Source organism: Burkholderia sp. LMU1-1-1.1 (assembly GCF_040675865.1).
Taxonomy (GTDB): Bacteria; Pseudomonadota; Gammaproteobacteria; order Burkholderiales; family Burkholderiaceae_D; genus Rugamonas.
Genome location: NZ_JBEGHG010000006.1, coordinates 202,466 through 209,561 on the forward strand (window position 1 = coordinate 202,466; position 7,096 = coordinate 209,561).

The following is a 7,096-nucleotide window of genomic DNA, read 5'->3' on the forward strand; positions in this document are numbered from 1 at the left end:
CTGGAAACCGGAATTGCAAGTTAGTACTTGTGCGGGTAGAGCCGGGCGATGTCGCCGTAACCGAGCAATCTTAACAGGGCCGTGACCAGATGGTTCACGTCGCGGAATTCGATTTTGCGGCCCTCGGCGGCGAGCGGCTGCAGGCAGGCGTGCAGGCCGATGGCGGCCGGGTAGTCGATGCGCAGCAGCCGCGAGCAATCGAACACGATGTTCTGGTATTGGCCGGCGTAGCGCTCGATGGCGGGCAGCAGGGGGCCGAGCTGGTTTTCCATGACCGGTGGCAACATGAAGCGGTCCGGCGAGGCCGGCGCCCGCTGGGCCGGCGCCATCGCCACCTTGTGCGGGGCGACGAACGATGGCGGCGACACCTCGAAGGTGACGCAATAGTCCATGCCGGTCTCCTCGAATTCCTTCTCGCGGTTGAGCAGTTGCAGCAGTTCGAGCAACAGCAGCCACGGCCCCTCGGTGTCGTCGGGGCGGCCGATGGCGATGCCGGCGCGGATCTGCGCGGCCAGCTCGGCCGCGCCCACCAGGATCAGCTCGCGCTGGCGGGCCTGCAGCCGGCGTAGGGTGTCGAGCAGCAGCCAGCAGGCCGGCGCCTCGATCTCGGTGACGCGGTGGAATTCCAGCCGCAGCACCGGGTGGTCGTCGGCCAGCCGCAGCAGGTGTTCGAGCTGGCCGGCGATGGATTCGCCAAGCACGCCGCCGAAGGTGGTGGTGGGCGTGACGCCGGCCCAGCCGGGCGACGCGGCCGCCAGGTCGGCCGGCGCGCTCCACGACGGCGGCGAGGTCTCGAAGGTGCTGACGTAGTCGATCGACAGGTTGTCGAAGCGCTCCTGCCGGCCACTGACCTGGTACAGGTCGAACAGCATCCACCAGACGGTGCGGTCCTGGCTGGCGCCCACGCTGTCGGTCAGCATCTGCTCGGCCGCCGCGCCCTGGCCGTTGGCGTAGAGGATGGCGATTTCCTCGACCACCGGCGCGGTCTGCGCCGCCACCGCCGCCTCCGGCAGGTCGTCGTCGCGCAGCAGCAGGGTGGTGGGGACGTCGGCCGGCGCGCCGGCGTCCGCGTCGCCGCTGTCGGCGCCGTTGTGGCGCCGCGCGGACGGGCGCTGGCTGCCCCAGGCCGGCTCGGGTTCGTTGAAGATGTCGAACGCCATCGCCGATTCGATGGCGTCGATTTTCATGGCGGTGGCGCGGGCGATCTCGCGCTGGCGCGCCTGCTGGTGCTGGCGCGCCGTTTCGCTGTTGGCGGCCAGGCGCGCGGCGTCGTCGTCGCTGAGCGGGTCCGGCGCCTCGTCCGGGCGCGGTTGATCGGTTTTTTTGAAAATCGAAAACAGTCCCACGCTTTCCTCGTCGTCGTCGGCGCCGGCACCTGGCGCCTGCGACATAGTGTAGCGGAAGGGAAAGCGGTTTTCGTGTTACGGATGGGAAGGGTATGCAAAAGCACGTAAAAAAGCACGCGGCGGGCGCGTGCTTTCCGGTCCGGCTTGGCGACGGCCGGCCGCAGGGGGCCGGCCGGCGTGATCAGTCGCCGTACAATTTCTGCTTCAGTTCGCGGCGCTGTTGCGCTTCTAGCGACAGGGTGGCGGTCGGGCGGGCGATCAGGCGCGGGATGCCGATCGGCTCGCCGGTTTCCTCGCACCAGCCGTAGTCGCCGCCGTCGATGGCGACGATCGACTGCTGGACCTTCTTGAGCAGCTTGCGCTCGCGGTCGCGGGTGCGCAGTTCCAGCGCGTGTTCCTCTTCGATCGTGGCGCGGTCGGCCGGGTCCGGCACGAGCACGGTTTCGCGCAGGTGTTCGGTGGTTTCGCCGGCGTTTTTCAGCAGCTCCTTCTCAAGGGCTTGCAGCTTTGCTTTGAAAAATGCCATTTGCGCCGGATTCATATAGTCCTTTTCATCCATCTTCAGAATTTCTTCTTCGGTCAGGATGTGGTCGGCGGCGGCGGGGGTCGATTTATTAGTTTTGGTCATAACTTCGCTTACCTTCGATACGACAGAGTTTTCAAATTAATCAGCCCGGATTTCGTGGCAATTATCGTGGCAATTCAGTAGCAATTTAGCCATCCCCACAAAACCCGGATAGTTTATACCAGACATTGTTCCAAACCGCTAATAAAGATGTCTTTTGGCAGATTTTTACCTATAAACACCATTTTGCTGCCGCGAACGTCGTTTTCTCCCCATTTCGCGCCCAGATCGCTGCCCATGATCTGGTGCACGCCCTGGAACACCACCTTGCGGTCGGCGCCCTGCATCAACAATACGCCTTTGTAGCGCAGCATGCGAGGACCATAGACGTTTACCAGCCCGCCGAGGAATTCGTCCAGCTTGGCCGTGTCGAACGGGCGTGTACTTTTGAACACAAACGCGGCGATGTCGTCGCTGTGGTGGCCGTGATGGTGGTTGTGGTCGTGGCCGTCGTGTCCGTGGCCTTCGTGGCCATGATCGTGGCCGCAGTGCTCGTCGTGCACGTGGTCGTCGTCGTGGGCCTGGTCGGTCGCCAGGAAATCGGGGTCCAGCTCGAGCTTGTCGTTCAGGTTGAAGCCTTTGAGGTCCAGCACGTCCGTCAGCGGAGCGCGCCCGAAATCGGCCTTGCCGATCGGTGCGCGCGGATTGATGCGCTTGAGGCGGGCGGTCAAGGCCGCCAACTCCTCCTCGGTGACCAGGTCGGTCTTGGACAGCAGCATCTTGTCGGCGAACCCGACCTGGCGCTGCGCTTCCTCGTGCTGGTCCAGCTGGTCCATGGCGTGGCGGGCGTCGACCACCGTGACCACCGCGTCCAGCATATAGTGAGTGCCCACTTCCTCGTCGACGAAGAAGGTCTGCGCCACCGGTCCCGGATTGGCCAGGCCGGTGGTCTCGATGACGACGCGGTCGAAATGCAGTTCGCCGGCGGCGCGCTTTTGCGCCAGGCCGGTCAGCGCCACGATCAGGTCGCCGCGCACGGTGCAGCAGATGCAGCCATTGTTCATTTCGACGATCTGCTCGCCGCTATCCTGGACCAGGATTTCGTTGTCGATGTTTTCCTGCCCGAACTCGTTCTCGATGACGGCGATGCGCATGCCGTGCTGTTCCTGCAAGATGCGGTTGAGCAACGTGGTCTTGCCGGCGCCAAGGAAGCCGGTCAGGATGGTGGTGGGGATCAGTTCCATGTTCTAGCAGCCTGAGTCTGGTGGTCGGGAACCCTATATTGGGCTCAACCGCAAAAATACAATCGGCCGATTATGCCGGAATTTCAATTGTGCTAGCAATTGGTCCGATTGAGCAACGTCAGCACGGGCCGGATTTACCGGGGTAGTGCGCCTTATTTCACCTTCGCGCGCGGGTGCGCCTTGTCGTACACCTCGGCCAGATGCTGGAAATCGAGCGCCGTGTAGACCTGCGTCGAGCTGATGCTCGAATGGCCCAGCATTTCCTGCACCGCGCGCAGGTCGCCCGACGATTGCAGCACGTGCGAGGCGAAGGAATGGCGCAGCATGTGCGGGTGCACGCGCACCGGGGCGCCGCCGGCCACGCCGTGGGCCTGCAAACGCTGCTGGATCACGCGCGGCGAGACGCGCGTGCCGCGGGTGCTGACGAACAGCGCGTCGCCGCCGTCGCGCGGGGCCGGGCGCACGGCGATCCATGCCGCCAGCGCCTCGAGCGCGGCGGCGCCGACCGGCACCACGCGGCGCTTGTTGCCCTTGCCGGTGACGATCACTTCACGGTTGTCGAGGTCGACCCAGCCCAGCGCGTCCTTGCCGGCGGCCAGGTCCAGGCCGGCCAGCTCGGACACCCGCAGGCCGCTGGAATACAACAGTTCGAACATGGCGCGGTTGCACAGGTCGGCCGGCTCGGTGCCGGTGCCGGCGCGCGGCGTCGACGGCGCCACCAGCCGCACCGCGTCGTCGACCGACAGGGCGCGCGGCAGCGTCTTGGCGCGTTTGGGCGCGCGCACGCCCTGGACCGGATTGGCGGAGAGCGCGATGCGGTCGCCGAGCCAGCCGAAAAATCCGCGCCAGCTGGAGAGTTTGCGCGCGATAGAGCGCGGATCGAGGTCTTTTGCGTGCAGTTTGGCGGTCAGCCGGCGGATCAGGAAATGGTCGATGTCCTGCCAGTCGTGGCCGTCCGACAGCGCGGCCAGTTCCCGCAAGTCGTGCGCGTAGGCGGAGGTGGTGTGCGCCGACAGCTTGCGCTCGGTGCGCAAATAGCCGAGATAGGCGTCGATCCAGGCCAGCTTGCTGTCCGGTTCGGCGCCCATGGCGGCTCAGGCCAGCAGCCAGGCCAGCGCGGTGCTGGAGGTTTCGCCGATGTGGACCAGGAAGTCGGTCGCCATCAGCGAGGTGAAGCGGGCCGGATCGGCCGAGCCCAGGATCAGCAGGCCGAAGGCGTTCTTGTTGCCAGGCTTGCGCAGCGGGATGATCACGGTGGACGTGATGCCCGAGGCGTCGTCGAGCCAGCGCACCGCTTCGAAGTCCTTGTTGGTGCCGCAATACGGCGCCATCAGGCTGTTGGCGAAGATGCGCGCGTCCTCCGACACGCCTTTGACGAACCATTCGCCGTCGTACTCGGGCTCGGTGTCCCAGATGCGCAAGGTCACCTGCGGCACGTCGAAGGCCGACTTCAGCCCGCTGACGACCGAGTGTGGCATGGAGCCCACATCCTCGGCCTCCAGCAGCACCTTGGTCCAGCGGTGGAATTTGTTGGCGATGGCTTCGTTTTCGGAAGCCAGGCGCATCAGGTTGCTCATGCGCAGTTCCAGCGCCTTGTACTTATCGCGCATCACTTCCATCTGCCGCTCCTGCAGCGAGACGGCGCGGCCGGTGATGGGGCTGGCCAGTTTGATTTCACCGAGCAAGTCAGCGTGTTCTTCGAAGAAGTGCGGGTGGTCTGTCAGATACTGCGCGACAAGTGTGGAATCCAGTGGGACGGTCATGGGTACTCTATCTGCAAGGTTGGGGCTAGTCACATATTTTAACCGACGCAAGGCTTTGTACTGAACGAAAACTGCACGCTGCGCCGCGCGAAAAAAAAACGGACAAGGTCGCCCTTGTCCGTATCCCCAACGTCACACCAGCGGTTCTTGCCGACCGCGAGGTTTAGAAGTTGTGATGTATGCCGAGACTGTAGAAATTGAACGTCGCGGCAGGGGTGATTTTTTTGCGGGCCGCGTCCACGTACAGATAGGTGCGGGCCGACAGGTTGTAGTCGTAACCGACCGAGACCTGTTTGGTCTTGGCGATGTTCGGATTGTTGGCTTGGTTGTCGGGTTTTTTCTGGCCGTAACCGGCGCGTATCATGCCCGGGCCGATGGTGTAGTTGGCGCCGACCAGCCATGCCTTGGTTTCAGGATTGATCAGGACGCTTTCTTCCTGGTCCTGCTTTTGGTAGGAGCCCATCAGTTTCAAGTCCGGGATCGGCTTGAACGACGCGCCGACCGACCACAGCTTGGTGTCGACGGCGTTGCGCTCGTAGGCGCCGTAGGCGGCGAACGGGCCGGTGGTGGCAGTGGCGCTGAGCGAGTACGGCACCACGGCGGCCATGCTGTTGGCCGGGAACTGCGGCGCCAGCGTGGTGCCGCGGCCGATGATGACCGGGTTGTTGTTGGCGTCCTTGGAGGCCACGGTGACGTTCAACTGGAAGATGCCGCCGATCACGGGCGTGTTGTAGAACACGGCGTTCGAGAAGCGGTTGGCCGAGTTGCCGGCGGCGCTCAGCGGATCGCTGGTATAGCCGGCCACTTGCAGGTCGGTCTGGTAGCCGGCGGTGGCCGGCATGCCGCTCCATGGCTCGAAGGCGGTGCTGGTTTCCTGGAACGCGGTCAGGCCGCGGCCGATGCGCACGGTGCCGAAGCCGCCCTGCAGGCCGACCCGGCTCTGGCCCTGGAACAGCGGACGGGTGGTGTTTTCGATGACGCCGGTGTCCGGCTCATAGCGGATCTCCAGCTGGAACAAGGCCTTGAGGCCGTTGCCCAGGTCCTCGACGCCGCGGAAACCCAGTTTGTTGTTGTCGCGTTTGCCAACCATGGTGGAGGTGTTGCCGGAGTTGGTGCGCTTGGAAAGGCCAGCATCCAGAGTGCCATAAATGGCGACGGACGATTGCGCGGATGCAGCGCCGAACGCGCCCATGAGTGCCACGGTCACTAAAGATTTTTTGATCATTTGAGTTATTCCTTTTTAGAGTAAAACGTACAAAGGTCTAATGCTGTCCGGCCGCTTCATCTCTCCCCGGTTGGATCGAACCTTAAAGGCTCACCGGGACAAACGCGTTGGAATGGTCGACTATGGCGGCTTGTTTGTGTCAAAAGCAGGGGAATCGCGGCTTCTTGTTGTATTTTCGAAACGCTTGATCGGTGCTCCACAAGCCGCGCTCTTGGCCCGCCCCGTCACAGGGACTAACCTGCTGTTGTTGCATTATTTCTTTTCATGGAAGCATCAAAACAGCTCCAGCGTACAGGGGCGGCAGGGGGTTCGGGCTTGTGGCAGATCAAGGGGCCGCGCATTATGTCTAGGGTGTGGCGTCGATGGCACGCTACACTTGGAGTCTCATGGTGATCCGGCCCGCCTGGCAACGGCGCCAATGCACCGCCCGCTTCGATAAATCACATTCATAGTGAGACGATGGCAAATCGAGAAGAGTTAGGGATCATACGGGGCGCCCGCGCGGGAGACGCGGTCTGCCAGCTGGCGTTGGGGAAGCTGTATCTGTTTGGTGGCGCCAGTTTGCCGTTGAGCTTGCCAACGGCGCTGCACTGGCTGAACCGCGCCGCGCTGCAGGACCAGGATGAAGCCTGGATGCTGATCGGTAGTTACGTCCCTTTCGAACACGCCCAACATTGCCTTCCAGCCGTGCTGTCCTGGTACGACCGCGCGTACGACGCCGGTGTCGAGCAAGCCGGTGTGGTGCTGGCGCAACTGGTGCTGAACCAGCCGGCGCTGCACGACGCCGCCCAAGTCCCCCATCACGCCCAGCTGCGCGACAAGGCGCTGCAGGCGCTCGACACGGCCGCCCGTTCCGGCTCGGTCGAGGCGCAGTGGCTGCTGGCCCAGCAGGGCGGCGCGCCGGCGGCCCATGCGGCGCTGGCGTCGGCGCCGCCGTCCGCGCGCGCCGGCCG

The 7,096-nt window shown here is 64.0% G+C and carries 6 protein-coding genes and 1 pseudogene; 1 reads left to right on the forward strand and 6 read right to left on the reverse strand.

What is annotated here, in order from left to right:
* Nucleotides 1–20 precede the first annotated feature (20 nt).
* The 6 genes from MRBLMU1_RS07780 to MRBLMU1_RS07805 all read right to left on the reverse strand — a co-directional run bounded on the left by MRBLMU1_RS07780 (nt 21) and on the right by MRBLMU1_RS07805 (nt 6,140).
* Entirely contained in the window at nt 21–1,391 is a 1,371-nt protein-coding gene (locus tag MRBLMU1_RS07780; protein WP_363499412.1) for a hypothetical protein, read from the reverse strand.
* Between the two features lie 136 nt (nt 1,392–1,527).
* A complete protein-coding gene (dksA, locus tag MRBLMU1_RS07785; RefSeq protein WP_363499414.1) occupies nt 1,528–1,974 on the reverse strand; it encodes an RNA polymerase-binding protein DksA in 447 nt (148 codons plus the stop codon).
* A gap of 113 nt (nt 1,975–2,087) precedes the next feature.
* A complete protein-coding gene (locus MRBLMU1_RS07790; RefSeq protein WP_363499416.1) occupies nt 2,088–3,155 on the reverse strand; it encodes a CobW family GTP-binding protein in 1,068 nt (355 codons plus the stop codon).
* 152 nt (nt 3,156–3,307) lie between these two features.
* Entirely contained in the window at nt 3,308–4,243 is a 936-nt protein-coding gene (locus MRBLMU1_RS07795; RefSeq protein WP_363499418.1) for a tyrosine recombinase XerC, read from the reverse strand.
* A 6-nt stretch (nt 4,244–4,249) separates the two neighbouring features.
* Nucleotides 4,250–4,918, reverse strand: coding sequence for a DUF484 family protein (locus MRBLMU1_RS07800; protein WP_363499420.1), 669 nt, complete (start codon nt 4,916–4,918; stop codon nt 4,250–4,252).
* A 163-nt stretch (nt 4,919–5,081) separates the two neighbouring features.
* The gene (locus MRBLMU1_RS07805) at nt 5,082–6,140 is read right to left on the reverse strand and encodes a porin (RefSeq protein ID WP_363499434.1); all 1,059 of its coding nucleotides are present in this window, start codon (nt 6,138–6,140) and stop codon (nt 5,082–5,084) included.
* A 462-nt stretch (nt 6,141–6,602) separates the two neighbouring features.
* On the opposite strand from MRBLMU1_RS07805, the pseudogene MRBLMU1_RS07810 reads away from it, so the two are divergent.
* Nucleotides 6,603–7,096, forward strand: a pseudogene (locus MRBLMU1_RS07810) (hypothetical protein); the annotation flags it as partial.

Excerpts from the sequence above, each read along its gene's own strand:
- MRBLMU1_RS07780 (WP_363499412.1), bottom strand. The coding sequence starts at position 1,391 with ATGTCGCAGGCGCCAGGTGCCGGCGCCGACGACGACGAGGAAAGCGTG.
- dksA (WP_363499414.1), bottom strand. The coding sequence starts at position 1,974 with ATGACCAAAACTAATAAATCGACCCCCGCCGCCGCCGACCACATCCTG.
- MRBLMU1_RS07790 (WP_363499416.1), bottom strand. The coding sequence starts at position 3,155 with ATGGAACTGATCCCCACCACCATCCTGACCGGCTTCCTTGGCGCCGGC.
- MRBLMU1_RS07795 (WP_363499418.1), bottom strand. The coding sequence starts at position 4,243 with ATGGGCGCCGAACCGGACAGCAAGCTGGCCTGGATCGACGCCTATCTC.
- MRBLMU1_RS07800 (WP_363499420.1), bottom strand. The coding sequence starts at position 4,918 with ATGACCGTCCCACTGGATTCCACACTTGTCGCGCAGTATCTGACAGAC.